Origin of the sequence: Haliscomenobacter sp., from assembly GCF_040403615.1 — a bacterium.
Classification (GTDB): Bacteria; Bacteroidota; Bacteroidia; order Chitinophagales; family Saprospiraceae; genus Haliscomenobacter.
In genome coordinates, this window is sequence record NZ_JBBAKG010000035.1 from 33419 (window position 1) to 50727 (window position 17309).

The window sequence follows — 17309 nt, forward strand, 5'->3', positions numbered from 1 at the left end:
TGCGGCCACTTGTGGCAAAGTCACGTTTACCCTGACACTTGATCTTTTTGGCAGCGAAACGACTTGGGAAATTCTCAACCCTGCGGGAGTTGCCGTTGAAAAAGGTGGCCCATACGTAGACAAAACTGCAGGGCAATTGGTGTCAAAAACAGTCTGTCTGCCTTATGGCTGTTACAGATTGCGCATCTTGGATAAAATTGGAGATGGAATTTGCTGCAATTACGGCAATGGTTCATTCAAATTGCTAGATGCCAACAACACAGTCATTGCTCAAGGTGGTCAATTTGCCAAAGAATCCTTGACAAACTTCTGCGTCAACGACCCTGGGACGGTTAATCCACCACCTCCAAGCAACACCAACTGTACCAATATTGACTTTAGCAAAACCGCACCTGCTTCCTTTGGCGGTTCACAGGATGGGGGTAGCGCAACGGTAACCGATGCCGGGAAAACCCTGATCATCAAGAACAATGCCTGGAAAGCCATCCCAATTAGTTACAATATTACTGCCAATACGTATCTGGAATTCGAATTCAAATCTACATTGCAAGGTGAAATTCACGGCATCGGCTTTGACGATGACGACAACATTTCATCAACATTGACCTTCCAGCTTTGGGGCACTCAAACCTGGGGAATTCCTGATTTCCGCAACTATGCGGGCAACGGAACCTGGCAAAAGTACACCATCAAAGTTGGTCAGTTTTACTTCGGCAATGTTATTCGTTTGTTTTTTGCCGCCGATAAAGATGCCTCGCCATTTACCTGTGAATCACAATTCCGCAATGTTCGCATTTATGAAACTACTCCTTGTCCTGCTTTTCAGGAACCAGGTACTCCGGGAACGGGTTTGGGCAACAGCTCTTTGGGCAACAAGCCAGCCGTACTCATCTATCCCAATCCGACCACAAACAACGCCAAGGCCCAGATCAGCCTGAGCGCTTGGCCACAAGGAAACTACGACTTGCAACTGTATGACATGTATGGCAAAACGTTGCGTACCCAACGAATCAGTGTTGCCACTTTCGGCGATCATGCATTCAATCTGGATACTACTGACTTGCCTGCGGGGTCTTATCTGTACAAGATCGGAGATGAAAAACTCAAACTATCTGGAAAAATGGTAGTGATGGGTGGCAATTAAGCCCTGGTATGACGCAAAAAATTACTTCCCGATTTTTTGAGAGGCTTTTGAATAGGAAGCTCACTTGAATTGAACCGTTCGACTTCCTATTCAAAACCCAAAATCGGGAAGTTAATTTTTCTGCGTTACTTGGTGTTTTTTTAAAAAATGCCCTAAATATCTGTTCCTCTTATTTTATTTTTGATTGAAGCATCGCGACTTAATTGTTGCGATGCTTCTTTTTTTAATTATTGTATTTAAAAGTTACCAAAGCGCTGACCTTTTCGTGTACGCCTTCAAATTCAAATCCATTCCAAACCCGCTCCCATTTTTGGCGAATTTCGGCGGTACACAGGTTTCCGATGCTCCCCTCGTGGGTGTGATTCAAGGTTCGATCAGGATTAAAAGTACCATTTTCGATGTCGTGTCCTACCTGACGGTAAGCATCCCGAAAAGGCACGCCTTCCAAGGCCAATTTATTGACCACTTCTACAGAGTAAAGGTATTTGTACTTGTCGTCGTCCAGGATGTTTGTTTTGGGTCGCATTTGCGGCAGGGCGAAGCACAACATGCTCAAACAGCTTTTTGCCGTTTCAATGGCCGGAAAAATCACCTCCTTGAGCAATTGAAAATCGCGGTGGTATCCGCTGGGTAAATTGCCCGTCAGCAAGCTGACTTGTTGGGGCAAAGCGGCCAGTTGGGTGCTTTTTGCGCGCAGCAATTCAAATACATCAGGGTTCTTTTTGTGAGGCATGATGCTGGAACCCGTGGTAAGTTGATCGGGAAAAGTCAGGAATGCAAAATTCTGATTGAGGTACAAAACTACATCCATCGACAATTTTCCCAGGGTATGCCCCAATCCTGCTAGCGCAAAAGCCAGAAACAATTCTGTTTTTCCTCGACCCATTTGGGCATGCACCACATTGTAATTGAGGTCTGCAAAGCCCAGCAATTCGGTAGTCATCTTGCGGTTGAGCGGGAAAGACGAGCCATAACCCGCCGCCGAACCCAGCGGATTCTGGTTGATGATCTGGTAAGCGCTTTGAAATTGCCGCAAATCATCTACCAACGATTCTGCATAAGCGCCCAGCCACAGTCCAAATGACGAAACCATCGCCACTTGCAAGTGCGTATAACCCGGCAGGAGAATGTCTTTGTGTTTTTCAGACAGGGTTTGCAATACGTCAAACAGCTCACCAATTTGGCCAGACAATGCCTCTATCTCTGCACGCAGAAACAAGCGCAAGTCCACCAGAACCTGGTCATTGCGGGAGCGTCCACTGTGGATCTTTTTGCCCATGTCGCCCAACCTACTGGTGAGCAACATCTCTACTTGAGAATGCACATCCTCTACGCCTTCTTCAATCACAAAGTTCCCGGCAATGGCATTCTGGTACAATTGCCTCAATGCGGCTGCTAGCGCTGTGTATTCTTCAGGTTCCAACAAGCCAATGCTGCACAACATTTCGATGTGCGCCAAAGACCCCATGATATCATAAGGTGCCAGGTACAGATCCATTTCCCGATCGCGACCCACCGTAAACGTTTCAACTTCTGACCATGCGGAGATGGATTTTTGCCAAAGCTTCATTTTTATTTTTTTTCAACCGTTACAAAAACCTTCTATTAATCGAATATACATTTCAATCCCCTCCCGAATTTCGCTCAAACGGATGTACTCATCTGCGGTATGCGAACGCGCGGAATCTCCTGGGCCAATTTTGAGGGAAGGAAAAGGCATCAGCGCCTGATCCGAAAGTGTGGGCGAACCAAAGTAGAGCAAACCCAATTGGAGTCCACTTTGCACCAAAGGATGCTCCAGGGAGATGCCCGAAGAATTGAGGCGAAAAGAACGCGGTTTGAGTTCAGATTGCAACTGCAGTTGTAAAATTTCATAAACCTCTTCATTGCGGTAACACTCGTTGGTGCGCACATCGATTACAAAGCGACAAGAATCGGGTACTACGTTGTGTTGCTTTCCAGCTTCGATTTGGGTAACCGTCATTTTCACTTTTCCCAACAAGGGCGATACCCGCTCCAAATCCATTTTCCGAATGCGGGCAATGTCATCAAGGGCGATGTACAAAGCATTAACGCCTTCTTCCCTAGCGGCATGTCCAGACACCCCTTTAGCCTCTGCGTCGATGACCATCAAGCCTTTTTCGGCGATGGCCATGCGCATTTGGGTAGGCTCGCCTACGATGGCACAATCGATTGCCCCCAGTTCCGGGATAACACTTGCGATGCCTTGTGCACCAGAAATCTCTTCTTCTGCCGTAGCGGCCAAAATCAGGTTAAAAGGCAAATCGCTGCGGTCATAAAAATGCAAAAAGGCAGCGATGAGGGAAACCAGCGGTCCGCCAGCATCGTTGCTGCCCAACCCGTACAAAATGTCTGCTTGTTCAATTCCGGGATGAAAGGGATCGCGTTGCCAACCCGTGGCGGGTTTGACCGTATCGATGTGCGAATTGAGCAAAAGAACAGGTTTGCCCTCTTGCCAATGGCGATTGCGTACCCACGTATTGTGCAGCTTGCAGGTGAAAGGAATGTCACGTTCAGTAAAAAAAGCAGCGATGAGTTGCGCAGCCGAGTCCTCTTCTTTAGAGAAAGAGGGCGTGGTAATCAAAGATTTCAACAAATTGATGGCTGAATCCGCTACATTCATTTTTTGCATTTAGTATGACGCAAAAAATTACTTCCCGATTTTCTGCGTTGCTTAGGCGGCAAAGATAAGCTTTTGGCGCATACTTGGTAAGAGGACTCAGTCTGAATAAATAACCGTTCCACCACCTTGACAAACCGATTCTGGGCCACAGATGATCACCTCCTTCACCCCCTGGCGCAGTGCCTCAAAGGCATTGTCCAGTTTGGGGAGCATGCCGGCGTATACCACGCCTTGCTCCTTGAGCTGCCCATAATCTGTTTCATTCATTCTTGGAATAACGGTTGAGTCGTCTTCTGCATTGGCCAATACGCCGTTTTTATCCAGACACAAATAGAGTTTGACTTCGTAAAGTGCCGACATGGCCGTGGCCAATTGGGAAGCGATGGTATCGGCGTTGGTGTTGAGCAACTGCCCTTGTCCATTGTGGGTAATGGCGCAAAAAACGGGCGTAAAATCAGCATTCAGCAAGCGGTGAATGGCGGGAGCGTTTACTTCATCCAAATCGCCCACATAACCGTAATCGATCTCTTTGACCGGACGCTGGTGGGCTAAAATTACATTTCCATCGGCACCACTTAGCCCTAGAGCGTTGCCACCGATGGATTGCAATAAGGCGACAATTTGTTTGTTGAACAGGCCAGCATATACCATCGTAGCCACTTCAAGTGCAGCCAAATCGGTGATGCGGCGGCCATTGACCATTTGCACGGGAATGCCCAGTTTTTCACTGAGTTCTGAGGCTTTTTTGCCCCCACCATGTACAATGATTTTTTTGCCTTCTTTTTCTAAAAAGGCTTCCAAAATTGGCCGAAGCAGTGCTAAATCATCAATGACTTTGCCTCCAACTTTCAAAATGTGCAGTGTCATAGCGCTCGAAATGTGGTTTGTGTAGCTGGAAATAAAATAGACAATTAATGAGCGCTAAGGTAGTGTTTTTATAGTGGTGGGAATAGTTTGGGGGTAGTTTTGAGTTTTAAGTTCACACAATTTTACCTTTTAAAGTAAGATTGCGTGAACTCAAAACCCAGAACTTTCTTAAAAATTACATCTTATTAATTCGTATCAGTTCTGGTGCTTGACCGCTCCGCATAACGCGAATCAGGTAAAGGCCAGAAGGTAGCGATTTAAGATCCAATTGACCTTCCGTGCTGCCCTCATCAAACTTGGAACGGTTGATGACACTGCCATTCAGGTCGAGCACTTCTACTGAAATACCGCTTGCATCCACCAATTTCGGATTGCTGAAGACCAGACGTACCTGACCATTGGTTGGATTAGGATAAGCATCAGTAGAAGGTATAGCAGGATTAGATCCAGAGCTAAAGCCTTTGCAATCGTTGACGTTGAAGGTTGCACCACTCAATTCAACGAATCCACAGTAAGGGCCACCTCCCATTCTTAGTTGACGCATCAAGTGATAAACATTTGGGAAATCACCAACCGAAATCTCAACTGGTTTGACAATAACGGATTGGATCTGGTATTTTCCAACCTGAGTCACCTTGAATGATGGGCTGCTGCTCACCGCAAGGATGTTCATGCTGTCACCTGAAGTAAGAATGAAAACTTCCTTAAATGGAGAATCAAACATACTTCCCATGGTGATCTTGGCCTTAATGGTAATTCCACCTGGCTTGAAGCACTCCATTGGTTCTGGTTCCAAACTTCCCGTCCAGATTGGGCAATTGCACAATTGAATGTGCAAAAGGTAACCAGTCTGATCGAAATGAGCGCATGGATAGTCTTGCAATTCAGCAGCGATATCGTCAGACGTTACTTGTCCTAGTCCAAAAAGTTTGCTTGGATCAAAATCTTTTGGATTGTAGATCAACTGGTGAACGGTGTACTTGCCGATTTTGCAAAGCAAAAATTCAGGCTTGTCGTAGTAGACATTCAGCACCTTGCTGTTTGGAGCGGATACGTAGTAACGAATCTTCCATCCTGTAGGCACGACTGGTTTTTTAATCCAATCAAACTTCACGTATGCACACCCGCCTTCTGGCAAGCAAGGAACATAGACAAATGGTTTGAATGTACCCGGTGAACCCGCACAGCAGTTTCCTGCCTTGAATGGCACCCCTTCATCAATGCTGCTACAAATCAGGTCTCTGTTTGCCAATTGGGCTTTCAAGCCGGTGACGGTGGTCGTACCCAACTGAATGCTGTTGATGGCAAAAGTATTGGGGTCGTATACGAAAGTGTAGATGATAAAGTCGTTGGTGCTGTTGACCGTAAAGTCTGCCGAAGAGCTGATTTGCTCAATAACCTTGGTGTTACCCTTGGCCAGCAAATACCGGACTTGATAGTTTACGGGAACAACCGCAGGCGTCACCACTGTAGTACGGAAACGCGCAGGCAAGGAAGCAATACAACTGTCGCCCAGGCGCTTGTAAGTACCCGCAAAAGCAACGCAGGTATTTTGACAAGGCGTAAACTCATTGACCAAGCCTTCTGCATCCAATTTGACACAAATGCCCGTTTTATTGACTTGGTTTTTGAAGTAAGTCAGGGTAGTTGTGCCAAATACCACATTGTTGAAATTGATATCGCCTGGGAGATAAATTAAGGTATGAATGCGGTAACGGCCAACCTGCGTAACGATAAACGATGGTGTAGTAGAGATGGCCTTCACAATCAAGTTATCCGTAAACGTAAGGATGTACCGAATTTGATAACCCGCCGGAACTACTGGAGCTACCGTAAACTGAGCATTGTAGACTCCTTGTCCATTTCTCAGACATGGATCATCAATAGCTGAAAGCTTGCCTGGGTTGGCAAGGCATGGCTCTTCACATTTGTCTACCACTATCGCCGCCCCGGTAGGTTCTACGCTGGCACAAATGGTACCTCCACCTTCAATAAACTGGGCACGCAAACCAGCAATGGTTGTTGTACCAAATTTAATGCTGCTGAGTTGGAACGAAGCTGAATTGAAGACCAACGTATGAATGCGGTAAGTACCTATTTCTGCTACACCGAAGCTAGGAGTAGTGTTCAAATCGAGAATTACCTTGCTATCGCCTTTTGAAAGCAAATAACGAACAGCATAACCCGCAGGGATAATACTGTTGGTAAGTGTGGTCGCTTTGATCTCCAGTTCTCCGTTTTTAGGCAAACAGAATTCATCAGTAGATTTAAGCTTACCAGCATCGGCAGTACAAGCACAAAGCGTAATCTTAAATGAAGCGCCGTTTAAATCCAAGGCTCCACAGATATTGCCACCACCCTGAATGAGTTTGGCATTAATTTGTGCTACTGTAGTCGTATTCACCACAATGGTGTTCAATGGCAATGTACTTGGATTGTACACCAAAGTCAAGATCCGGAAATTGCCCGTTTGCAGCAATCCAAACTTGGGTTGAACGCCTACCTGACGTACAACATTATCGGCGCTAACCAACAAATATGTAACGTTGTATCCGTTTGGAATGACTGGCTTGCTATTGCTCGGGTGCTTGGCACCAATCCAGGCATAGTCATATGCTAGGCACTCTTCAAGGTCTGAAACCAGTGTACCCGGAGCAGCTTCACAAGTTGGCAAACATTCCTTCACGGTAAAGCAAGCACCAACTTCATCCAAATCCGCACAGAAATTACCGGTACTCAACCAGGTATTCAGTGTTTTAAGAGTTGTAACCCCCTTGATGATGTTGTTTGGATTGAAGGTCAAGGCACGGAACACAAATACGTGCGCGCAATAATTGCCCGTTTTCTTCAACCAGAAACATCTGTCTTCCACCACATCTACAATGACTCCTTTGTCGTTGACCAAAGCGTAACATACGGTGAAACCACCAGGCGTATTAGGTACAGTTTTGACGTTGAGACAAACTTTGAATGAATCAACCAAACAAGAAACGGTGGGCGAATACAAAATGCCTGCGTCTACATTACAATTGGTTGTACAGTTTGTCACTGGGAAACATACTCCAGTGAGATCAATCGAAGAACAGTATTCTTTCAACCAAATCGCGAGTTGGGCAATCGTTGTGTTGTTTTCGATGATTCGGTTTACGTTAAACGAGGCAGTTGGGAAGATGAACGCATGCATGCAATAAGTGCCAGAAGCACGTACCACCACACTTGGCTGTTCAGTTACATCCACAATAACCCCATTCGCATTGGCGATGGCATAACAAATGGTAAAGCCACTTGGAATCACCGGAGCAACGGTAACATCAGCAACCAACGTTACAACTCCACCAGCAGTAAAGCAGTTTGGTGTGCGTGGTACAATTTTACCAACCGCTACTTCGCACAGTTGAGCGCAAGTATTGACATTGAAACAGATTCCAGTCAAATCAATGGCTGAACAAAGATCTTTTAGCCAAAGGTTCAATTGACTCAGTGAAGTAGAGCCCTTCACGATTCGACCAACATTGAATTGAGCGTTGGGGAATACAAAGGCATGCATGCAATACGTGCCAGCAGCATAGACATTTGCAGTTGGCGTTTCGGTCACATCAATGATGGTGCCAGCAGTGTTTACAATTGCATAGCAAATGGTATAACCTGTAGGCACAATCGGAGTGATCAGTACTTCGGTAGAAAGTTTAATGATGCTGCCTGCTTTGTAGCAATCAGGCACTTTAGCTTTTAACTTACCTGTAGAAACCGTACAGGTCAAACAAGCTTGCACATTGAAATAAGCCCCGGTTAAATCCAGTGCGCCGCAAACTGCTCCTCCGCCCTGGATAAACAGAACGTTGAGTTCGCTGAGCAAGGTTGAACCCAAATGAATCGTAAAATTGAGTGTATTTGGATGATAAACCAGGGTATGGATGCGGTATTTTCCAGTTTTGCTTACTACAAAGTCAGGAGCACTGCTCACTTTTTCAATCACCTTGCTGTCTCCAGAAGTAAGCAAATAGCGGATGACGTATCCCGAAGGAATATTTGGCTGAGTGCCAACCGTAGCTTGCAAACGCGTATCCGTCCAGTTGTCAAGACAAGGCTGACCAACCGGGTTCAGCGTACCTGCGCTTACGCCACAAGTTTGCTGACAGGTACTCACTTCAAAGTAGGCACCAACTGGATCTACAGCGGCACAAAGCGTCCCACCATCCTGAATAAAGGTCTGCTTGACGGTTTTTAACATCGTCACACCCAATTGGAAGGCAGTAGCTGGATTAAAGCTATTTGGATTGTATACCAAGGTATGAATGCGGTAACGGCCAGTGTTGCCCACTGTAAAGTCAGGCGTATTGCCCACTAGCAGCACAGTCATATTGTCTCCGTAAGAAAGCACATATTTCACTACATAAGCGGTTGGAACCACTGGTGCACGATCAACATTTGCTTGCAATCGAGCGCCTGTTTGGGCATTCAAACAAACTTGAATTTTGGGCTTCAAGGTACCCGCTTCTACGTTGCAGCCTTCACAGGGCTTCACAAAGAAGTAAGCACCAGTTTCATCCAAACTTGCACAAGTAGCCACGATTCCCCTTACCAAATATAGTTTCAGGTCTTCAATGGTAGTCGTATTGAGAACAATTTGACTCAAGTTGAACGTACTTGGGTTGTATACCAGGGCGTGAATGCGCCATGTACCCGTTGTATGTACCGTAAAATCAGGCTTATCTCCAATCTGGGTAATCACCAGATTGCTGCCATTGGTTACCAGGTAACGCAACTGATAGCCTGTAGGAATCACTGGTGCTTTGTTCGTCGCTGCACGCAAACGTGCATCCCACCAGTTGTCCAAACAAGGTCCATTTGCCGGAATCAATGTACCTGAATACGCAGTACAGGATACACAATTGACTACGTCAAAAATGGCTCCAGTCACATCCAGCGCGCCACAAACCGAACCACCGCCTTGAATCAATTGGCTGGCAATCGCCGAAGCTCTGGTGCTTCCGAAGATAACTCCAGTTAAATTCAACGTGGTTGGATTATATACCAGGGTATGGATGCGGAAACGACCAGTGCTTGCCACATTAAAGTCAGCACTGGAAGCAACGTTCTGGATAACCAGATTGTCACCAGAAGTGAGTACGTAGCGCAACAGGAAGCCTTCGGGTACCGAAGGAGCCAATAATGAAGTTGCACGCAAACGGGCAGCACCACCAACAGGCAAGCAAGTTTGATCCAACACTTTCAATGTACCTGCTGAAGCAGTACAAGTTGGAGCGCAAGTACTTACATCAAATACCAAACCACTCAACTGGATCGAGCCACAGATAGAGCCACCCCCTTCGATCAATCGATCGCGAACAGCTTGTGCCGTGGTCACACCAGTTTGAATGTCATTGATGTTGAATGTAGATGGGTTGTATACAAAGGCATGAACGCGGTAACGACCAGCCGCCGTAACCGTGAAATCAGCCACTTCTTTTACTTGACGCACCACCAGAACGTCACCCTGGGTCAGGATGTAGACCAGTTTAAACCCAGTAGGAACAACGGATGCTGTACCAACATTGCCGCGAATGCGCGTAGAACCTGCGTTCAAACAAGGTTGGTCAATGGCCACCAAAGTACCGGCTTTAGCCGTACAAGGGCAACTGGTCACCTCAAATAAAGCTCCAGTCAAATCCAGTGCACCACACAATGGGCCTCCACCCTGAATGAGCAGCTTATTGATGTCAGCAGCACGGGTAAAACCAAAGATAACCGTACTCAAATCCAGATCTGCAGGATTGTAGATCAGGGTGTGAATGCGGTAATTTCCAGTTTTGGTTACATTGAAAACAGGATTTTGGCTCACGTTTTCAATCACCAAATTGGCACCAGAAGTGAGGACATAACGGCGCAGGTACCCCGCAGGGATCACTGGCGCATTGACCACAACCGCAGTCAGTTTGGCCGCATTGATGTTGTCATAGCACACTTGAGCATCAGGACGCAGTGAACCAGCAGTAGGTTCACATGGACAAGACGTTACATCAAAAGTAGCCCCAAACAAGTCCAGAGCGCCACAAATCACACCACCGCCTTGAATCAACTTCGCGTTGATGGCAGCAGCTTTGGTCGTACCAAATACCACCCCACTCAAATCAAGCGTGGTTGGGTTGTATACAAAACTGTGAATGCGGTAACGTCCGGTTTGGGCTACGCTGAATTGTGGATTCTGACCCAATTGAACAATGGTAAGGTCTTCTCCTTTGGTCAACACGTAACGCAACTGGAAACCTGTCGGAATCACTGTTGGTAAAACGCGATTAGCCGTCAACTGTACCGAACCATTGTTGATACAAGGCTGACTGGCTGCAACCAGTGCTCCAGGATTGGCAGCACAAGGACATAGGCTGACGTTGAATTTGGCACCTGTTACATCCAGAGCGCCGCAAATTTTGCCACCGCCTTGTACCAGTTTCTTGAGAATATCTCCTGCATTGAATTCTCCGGGATCAAATTCACCCAGGTTAACTTTAGACGGATCGTATACCAAGGTATGGATGGTAAAAACACCAGTCTTGCGAACAATGAAATCAGGTGTTGCCGAGAAAGCTTCAATGATGAGGTCATTTCCACTGGTCAGTACATAAATGACTTTGTACTTGGAAGGGAAGGTAGGGGTTGTCACTTCTACCGCTTGTAAGCGAGCAGTTCCATTGTCGAGGCAATTTTGAGCCAGGACGCGTAGTGTGCCTGCGAAAGTTCCACAGGTATCACATTCATTAAAAGCGAATTGGGCACCGGTGGTGTCCACTCCGGCACATTGCAAAGCAGTGCTCACTAGAAAGCGCTTTGCCAATTGTGTCACTTTGTAATTCTTTGGCGGGAACAGGGTATCAGGATTGAGTTTAGCGGGATCATACACCAAAGTATGAATACCGTAAAACCCTTGGGCCTTAACCTTGAATAGAGGACTTGCGTTTTTCGCAATCACTCTTTGCTCACTGCCTTTGGACAGCAAATAGGTTCGAGCAAAACCTGCTGGTACTACTGACGCTTCTGTCTGTTTTGCTTCAATAAAGGCAGAATCCTTGTTGACACAGACCTTCAAATCCCCGAGCTTACCAGTTTTGGTAGTGCAAGTGATTAGATTCGGCTGCTGTGCAAACACAGGAACGCCCATCAAGAGAAACAATACAGGTAAAAAGTGTTTCAGCTGCCGCACTTGGCTTGAAAAGAGGTACTTAATGGGTATCATAATTAATCGTTTTCTGATGTTGTGGAAAACTGATTATATACCCGGGTTTCAACCCATGAATTTATTCTTGGGTTGTTGAATAGTAGTTCAGACTGCTGCTAGAAAGAGGGAGGGGTAATTGAAGTAAAACCTGGATTTTTTTATTCTTAACCTAATTCAGGCCTCAAATATACAAATCCAAACAACACATGTACCTCTTTTACCATTTTTTTTTACCCTATCTCAAACAAATAACCCAAAAAGGTTACGTATTTTTTCTAAAGCATTGAACGCCTTGGAAAAATTTTTCTCAATTGAGAAATAAGGGGTCTGACTAGCTCCAAACTGCCGACGGATAGCTTCCACATTTTTCAACATACTTCCTTCAAAATCCAAGGTTTTAAGCCCTAAATCATGGTGTAAAAACTGGATGGCTGTCCAAATGAGCAGAATCCCTCCACCATGATGACGAAGAGTCGGATCATCTCCAGCAAGGTGGTAATAACCAACCTGGTCATCCCACACCACGTAAGACGCGCTGTGTACCATACCCCGTTGGTCAACTGCAAAAAAAAACTTCCTGCGCTTTTGTGCAGACAATGCTGCATCATGACTCAAAAATTGCACTAAAGTATACGGAATCGAAATGTTTTGCCGATCAAAACTCTTCTTGTTGGTACGGTAAAAACGTTCTGGGTCATCCCATTGTTCAACCTGTAAGGACATAGCTTTTTGTAAATTCCGTCGAATATTGCGATTAACACCAGTTTGTACTTGTTTCAAATTACTAATATCTAGCAAATAGGTGTATCGGGTAGTTTGTCTAAAGCCCCGCCAGTACAAGGGCAACCAGTTGGTGTTGCGGTAATGAAAGTCTTGCTTTAGATTCGCCACCGGCGGTATTTGATCCAAAAGTTTTTCCAGAATCTGGTGCTGCTCACTCAAACCTGGGTTGCCAAACAACAATGGGCCCATAAACTTCACAAAAACCGGCATGGTGATGTAGGTGAATCCCATTTTTTGCTTCAGAAAATAAGTCCAAATGCCTTTCACCTCGCTGCCATCTTCTACTATCGCAACGCCCCACTCCCCTTCCTGGCATACGGCATCCAAATACCAATCCTGAAAATAGATCGGTAATTCGGGATGGGTTTGGCAGAATTGGCGGTAGCGGTTTTTCATTTTACTTTTTTTGCACAATCATTACGCCATCTCGCAGCGGCAGCAACAAATTCTCGACCCTCGGATCAGCCTGAATTTTTTCATTGAATTGATGGATGAGTAAGGTATCCTTGTCTTTTTTCTCCTGAGTCACTTTGCCATCCCAAAGCACATTGTCTACCAGGATAACTCCGCCAGAATTGACTTTATCGATGACCAAATCGTAGTGCAAGGTGTAATCCTGTTTGCCCCCATCGATCATCACCAAATCAAAGCGAAAATCCAGTTGAGGGATAATGTCTTCGGCACGGCCCTGGTGCAGTTGGATGCGGTCGTTCAAACCCGCTTTGTCGATGTATTTGCGGATCAGGTGCTCCAGTTCCCGATTGGGCTCTATCGTGTGCAATACACCTCCAGGTGGCAATCCTTCGGCAATACAAATGGCGCCATACCCGGTAAAAGTCCCAATTTCAAGGGCGCATTGTGGCTTGACCCACATGCTGATGAAACGCAGCAACTGGCCTTGCAAAGGGCCCGTCATCATTTGAGGGGCCAGGGTTTTGAGGTGCGTTTCGCGGTCCAACTCATGCAATACTTCCGAAGGAGGGGTACTGTGGGCGGCACAATAATGGTAAATGTTGCGTAATGAACGTTGCATGGTGGCTTAACTATAAGGCGCAAAGTTCTAAAAGTTTTTTGTACTTTCCTCACTTCCAAAACTCAATCTAACCACGATGAATAAATCGAAGCCACTAGGTTTTCTTCTCAGCCTGTTCTTGCCTTTGAGCATGATTGCCCAATACCCCACCCGTTTTGAGACCAGCAATGGCACCCAAACCCCTACTTACGCCGAAGGCATTGCCTGGTATCAACGCATAGCCGCCGATTTCAAGGAAATTGACATCCAAACCAAAGGGCTCACCGATAGTGGTTTCCCCTTGCATCTGGTGCTTTATTCCAAAAACCGCAAGTTTGATCTGGCCAAACTCAAAGCCCAAGGCAAAGCTATTTTTTTCATCAACAATGGCATTCACCCGGGTGAACCCGACGGCGTGGATGCGTCCATGTTGCTCTTGCGTGATATGGCCTTGCACCTGGATCGCTTTCCGATGTTGGACAGTGTGGTGGTGGCCTTGATTCCATTTTACAATATCGGCGGCACCCTCAACCGCAGTTCGACCAGTCGAGTCAGCCAAAACGGGCCAGAGGAACATGGATTCCGCGGCAACGCCCGCAATTATGACCTCAACCGCGATTTCATCAAAGCTGATACCCGCAACGCCTTGAGTTTTGAAGCCATTTTTCAAGAACTAGATCCAGATGTGTTCATCGATACCCACGTGAGCAATGGGGCAGACTATCAATACACCATGACTTTTTGTTATGCCCAGGAAGAAAAACTGGGTGGTGTGCTGGGGGCGTTTCACAAAGAGACCTTCCTACCCTATCTGTACGACCACATGAAAAAAACCGGTTTTGAAGCCACACCTTATGTCAATGCTTTCGGACAAACGCCAGACAAAGGTTTTTCGCAGTTTCCAGACTGGCCGCGTTACTCCACCGGCTACGCAGCGCTCTTTCATACCATGGGCATGATGACCGAAACGCACATGCTCAAGCCTTATCCACAACGGGTAAAAGCAACATATGCCTTGCTGGAAGGGGTGTTGCAATTTTTGGGAAAACACCGTGCTCGCCTGCTGGCGGTGCGACAAGCCACCAAAGAAGCTGTAAAAACCCAGGCTGAATTCCCTTTAACCTGGAAACTCAACGGCGAAAAGTTTTCGGAAGTCGAATTCAAAGGGTACGAACCTGAATACCCCCTCAGCCAGGTCAGCGGCCAAAAACGCTTGTACTACAATCGAGACAAGCCCTTGAATAAAATTGTCCCCTTTTACGACCATTATGACGTTGATTTGAAGACCACCAAGCCTTCGGCCTACATCATTCCACAAGGTTGGCACAATGTCATTGAACGCTTAAAAGTCAGCGGTGTACAAATGCGGCAACTCCAACAAGACAGTACGCTGGAACTGGAAGTGTACATCATCGATGCATTTCAAAGTGCCAAAAACCCTTATGAAGGCCACCACCAAAACACCAGCGTTGACTTGCATACCGAACGCCACCAGATCAATCTGCGCAAAGGTGATTTTTTCATTCCGCTCAATCAATGGCGCAATCGTTTCATTGTGGAAGTACTCGAGCCACAGGGGGTGGATTCTTACTTTCGCTGGAATTTCTTTGATACGGTCTTGCAAGAAAAAGGTGGATATTCTTCCTACGTGTTTGAGGATTTGGCAGCAGAATTGCTCCAAAAAGATCCAGCGCTAAAACGCAAGCTGGAAGAGAAAAAACAAGGAGATAAAGCTTTTGCTGAAAACGCTGGCGCACAACTGGATTTTGTGTACCGAAACTCGATTTATTGGGAGAAAGAGTACATGCGCTATCCCGTTTATCGGGTTGTGGCCAATTCAAAGTGATGGGATAAACTTTCAGGGACAAAGAGGAATTCAGTATAAAAATCTCTTTGTCCCCGAAAATTACGGTATAGTCGTACTATTTCCCCAAAATTCGGTTGGTCAATTCAGGAAACCGGAAAAAAGGAATCCCTTTCCGCAGCACCAGCCCAATTTTCAATTCTCCACCAAATTGCCGAAAGAAACCCTCCACTCCCCGCAAGCTGCTGCCTTCAAAATCAAATACCTGCATGCCCTCTGTTGCCAGATCCTGGAGAGCACGCCAAATCAACAAAGCCACTGCTCCGCTGTGGGCATCAGGTGTGCGTCCAGTGGCAAGCAAATAAGCATAGCGTTGATCCTTAACGATGTGAATAGCAGCAATTTTTTTTTCAGTGTCCTTTTCGATGGCCCAATAAAAATCCTGAACCTGGTGATGTTGGGCTTGGTCCGTCAAGCGCTGGAAATGCGCTTCTGTATAAGGCATTTTCATTTTTTGTGCAGTAAAAGTATGGCCATTCATGGCATAAAAACCTGCTCCGGAGGCACTGCGTTCTACCCGAATTTTTTTAGCAGCATTGTTGACGTTGTTGCGCAAGGCACTCGCAAAATCGGCGTAAAGGTCTCTTTCGCCCAGGTTTAGGCAATAGGTGTATTTGATCTCCAGGCGAAATCCATTCCAGCGAAAAGGCAAGGCATTGACCAATTGGGGATGCCACCTTTGGCGAAAAAAAACGCACGAGGGAAGTTGCACGAGGAGTGCTTCCTGGGTACTGTGTTCCAAGGCATACCGATTGGTCAGTTTCAGGTTGTCCGGAAAATCATACCAGGGCCCGAGGTAAGGCGTCAGCGGCGGCATCTCAATGGCCGATAGCGACCATTTTCGGGTCAAAAAATAAGGCAAAACACCAATAATCTTTCCCCCTTCATCTTTAGCCAAACCAACATCCCAGGCATCAGGGCATACCGCATCCAACCACCAGGGTTGAAAAAAAACCGGCAAATGTGGACATCCACTCGCCCAGCTGCGGTATTGTTCTAGGTTCGTTTTCACCGCAGCAATACGATTTTGCCGAATCCTTTGTCAAAAAAAGGATCGGCGGCTGAACTGAACAGTTTGATGGATTTTCCCTGGGCGTCTTTGGCCACCACGCGGTACAAATAAACGCCATTTGCCAATTGATCACCATACTGATCCGTACCATTCCAGACATAATCCGACAAATGGGTACCAATGCGCAGGTCACCAAATTCATCTTGGCTGATTTCTTTCACCACTTGCCCCGAAACCGTCATGATTTGAATCGAAAAATAGGCGGGTTCTTCCTTGCCGGTCAGGGTATACACAAAGCGACAAGACGTCGTAAATGGGTTGGGATAAGGCAACAATTGACTCAAGCTTTGCTCTTGTACAATGCGAAACGAAACTTGAAACAAATTGCCTCCTGCCAAATTGCCGCTGGCATCGCGCGCCCTTACCATCAATTGGTATTCACCATCAATGAACAATTGTGGCTGCCATTCGATGCGGGCGGGTTGCCCAGGTTTTTCCGAAGGAAAAAAAGCGACGTTGCCCGAGTTGAAGCGCAGCAAAATGGGTGCTCCTTTGGGTGGAACTACCCGAACTTCAAACAGGGCGGTATCGGACAACAACAAGTACTTGTTTTCATCGCGCAGCAGGATCTGGATCAATGGGCTACTGCTTACCAGGTCTTTGTGCAAAATTCTCAGTCCGTCAAAAGTGACATCTACCACTGGAGCAGCAGCATCGGTTTTGACAAAAAAAGTGCGGATGGCCAAATTGTTTTGGTAATTCAACTCCAC

The 17309-nt window shown here is 46.4% G+C and carries 9 protein-coding genes and 1 pseudogene; 2 read left to right on the top strand and 8 right to left on the bottom strand.

Annotation, left to right across the window (positions count from 1 at the left end; all coding sequences use genetic code 11):
• Positions 1-1144, top strand: a 1144-nt coding sequence (locus ABW391_RS13170; protein WP_353482342.1) for a T9SS type A sorting domain-containing protein, incomplete at its 5' end; no start/stop codon positions are given.
• Positions 1145-1367: 223 nt separating this feature from the next.
• Here ABW391_RS13170 and argH read toward each other — a convergent pair.
• The 6 genes from argH to ABW391_RS13200 all read right to left on the bottom strand — a co-directional run bounded on the left by argH (position 1368) and on the right by ABW391_RS13200 (position 13684).
• Entirely contained in the window at positions 1368-2714 is a 1347-nt protein-coding gene (gene argH, locus ABW391_RS13175) for an argininosuccinate lyase (RefSeq protein WP_353482343.1), read from the bottom strand.
• Positions 2715-2726: 12 nt separating this feature from the next.
• A complete protein-coding gene (locus ABW391_RS13180; protein WP_353482344.1) occupies positions 2727-3788 on the bottom strand; it encodes a M20 family metallo-hydrolase in 1062 nt (353 codons plus the stop codon).
• A gap of 96 nt (positions 3789-3884) precedes the next feature.
• On the bottom strand, positions 3885-4655 hold the full coding sequence (argB, locus tag ABW391_RS13185) for an acetylglutamate kinase (protein WP_353482345.1): 771 nt from the start codon (positions 4653-4655) through the stop codon (positions 3885-3887).
• Between the two features lie 175 nt (positions 4656-4830).
• Positions 4831-11886 carry a T9SS type A sorting domain-containing protein gene (locus tag ABW391_RS13190; RefSeq protein WP_353482346.1) on the bottom strand — a complete coding sequence of 2352 codons (7056 nt, stop codon included), beginning with the start codon at positions 11884-11886 and terminating at the stop codon, positions 4831-4833.
• A gap of 222 nt (positions 11887-12108) precedes the next feature.
• Positions 12109-13047, bottom strand: coding sequence for a GNAT family N-acetyltransferase (locus ABW391_RS13195; protein ID WP_353482347.1), 939 nt, complete (start codon positions 13045-13047; stop codon positions 12109-12111).
• Position 13048: 1 nt separating this feature from the next.
• Positions 13049-13684 (bottom strand): O-methyltransferase, encoded by a 636-nt coding sequence (locus ABW391_RS13200; RefSeq protein WP_353482348.1) that lies wholly within the window; start codon positions 13682-13684, stop codon positions 13049-13051.
• Between the two features lie 76 nt (positions 13685-13760).
• On the opposite strand from ABW391_RS13200, the gene ABW391_RS13205 reads away from it, so the two are divergent.
• Positions 13761-15509, top strand: a complete 1749-nt coding sequence (locus tag ABW391_RS13205; RefSeq protein ID WP_353482349.1) for a M14 family metallopeptidase — start codon at positions 13761-13763, stop codon at positions 15507-15509.
• A 76-nt stretch (positions 15510-15585) separates the two neighbouring features.
• On the opposite strand, the gene ABW391_RS13210 is transcribed toward ABW391_RS13205, so the two are convergent.
• Positions 15586-16539, bottom strand: coding sequence for a GNAT family N-acetyltransferase (locus ABW391_RS13210; protein ID WP_353482350.1), 954 nt, complete (start codon positions 16537-16539; stop codon positions 15586-15588).
• Positions 16536-17309: pseudogene (locus tag ABW391_RS13215) on the bottom strand (C25 family cysteine peptidase); the annotation flags it as partial. The pseudogene ABW391_RS13215 and the gene ABW391_RS13210, both read right to left, overlap by 4 nt.